The organism is Pelagibacterium lacus (genome assembly GCF_003345525.1).
GTDB lineage: Bacteria > Pseudomonadota > Alphaproteobacteria > Rhizobiales > Devosiaceae > Pelagibacterium > Pelagibacterium lacus.
Window position 1 is genome coordinate 1 of the sequence record NZ_QQNH01000064.1, and the last position, 1,464, is coordinate 1,464.

A 1,464-nucleotide genomic window follows, 5' to 3' on the forward strand; every position below is an offset into this window, starting at 1 on the left:
CGGGCCGTCCGCAATTTCATCGAGATCGTTGGCGACAAGTCGATCGTCGATATTACTCGGGACGACGCACATAAATTCTATCGCTATTGGCTGGCCCGCATTGCGCCGGCCGAACACGGAAAAAAGCCGACGCACACCGCCTCGTCAGGCAATCGTCAGATTGGAGAGCTCCGAAAAATCTATCGCGAATATCACGCGTTCATGGGTGAGGAGAATAAGCTCAACCCGTTTGCCGGCTTGAGTTTCGAGGAGCGCAAGAAGGGCAAGCGGCCCGCATTCCCGACATCGTGGCTCCGCGACAAGATTTTGAATGCACACGCTCTCAAGGGGCTGAACGAAGAGGCGCGGGCGATCCTTCTGGCCACCATCGAAACCGGCGCGCGTCCGAGTGAGACGTGCAACCTTGATGCAAGCAATATTCATCTGGATGCGCCGGTGCCCTATATCAGCTTCGTCGAGCGCGATGACCCCGAGGCACCGCGGGAACTGAAAACGGCTGCATCCGAGCGCGAAATCCCGCTGGTCGGTGCAGCATTGCTCGCGTTCCAGAAATTTCCCAATGGCTTTCCCCGGTACCGGGAAAAGGAGGAAGCGGCCTGTGCGGCGATCAACAAGTATCTCCGCGAAAACAAATTGGTTCCGTCACAAAAACATACGCTCTACAGCATCCGCCATTCATTCGAGGATCGCATGAAAGAGGCGGGCATCGACGGCGAGATGCGCGAGATTTTCTTCGGTCACCGCCGGTCGCGTCAGGAATATGGTTCCGGAGGCGCATTGGAGTGGCGGCGGTCGCTGCTTGAGCGGATGGTGCTGCCGTTCGATGGTGACATCCTGTAGGATCGCAACTCACGGAATGACGCTGATATAGGGCTTGGTTTCGACAATGCTGTCGATCTCGGCCTGGAGCTGAACCATTGCCCTGCGGCGGGCACGCTCTCGACGGGCCGGACCAAAGCAATACCAGGGAATTTTGAAACGGCGCTGCTGCCAAGTCAGGGCCGCTGCCCTGAAGCCAGTCAACCGCAAGTACTGTTCGGTTCCAGCAGGAACAAAAACGCGGTGCGGCATCTGATCAAAAAGAACATTGGGCGCCGATCCTGGACCAATCTCGACCGGCCCCGACCATTCGAAAAAGAGCCTGACGCCGATGCCGGTGAAATACTGTTCATTCCAACCAATCCTGCCCGACTGCAATCCGTTCAGCCCCGCGTCGGCGAGCGTCCCCCGGACCGGATGAAAATGCCCGCTGCGCAGGATGGACAGCGCAGAGTCCAGGCTGGTGATGTGCATGAATTCGATCATGATGATCTCCTATTCGTCAGGTGTCGAGGATGAGAGTGAGTTAGCCTTGGCCTTGTCCCGCCGCTTGCGCATGCGCTCGAGGATTTCTTGCTCGGCTTTCGCCTCGGCAAGCTCGCGTTCGAGGCGGCGCACGATCGGCAGGAAGGCCGACGCATTGTC

The 1,464-nt window shown here is 58.1% G+C and carries 2 protein-coding genes; one reads left to right on the forward strand and one right to left on the reverse strand.

All coding sequences use genetic code 11. The features are described 5' to 3' along the window. Window positions 1-840 (forward strand): tyrosine-type recombinase/integrase (locus DVH29_RS16045; RefSeq protein WP_147276154.1); only part of this gene is annotated, 840 nt, incomplete at its 5' end. 9 nt (window positions 841-849) lie between these two features. On the opposite strand, the gene DVH29_RS16050 is transcribed toward DVH29_RS16045, so the two are convergent. Continuing rightward, window positions 850-1,305, reverse strand: a complete 456-nt coding sequence (locus tag DVH29_RS16050) for a hypothetical protein (RefSeq protein WP_114647189.1) — start codon at window positions 1,303-1,305, stop codon at window positions 850-852. Window positions 1,306-1,464: the final 159 nt, after the last annotated feature.

Bases quoted from the DNA above. Each gene is read 5' to 3' on its own strand.
- DVH29_RS16050 (WP_114647189.1), bottom strand. From the start codon at position 1,305: ATGATCGAATTCATGCACATCACCAGCCTGGACTCTGCGCTGTCCATC.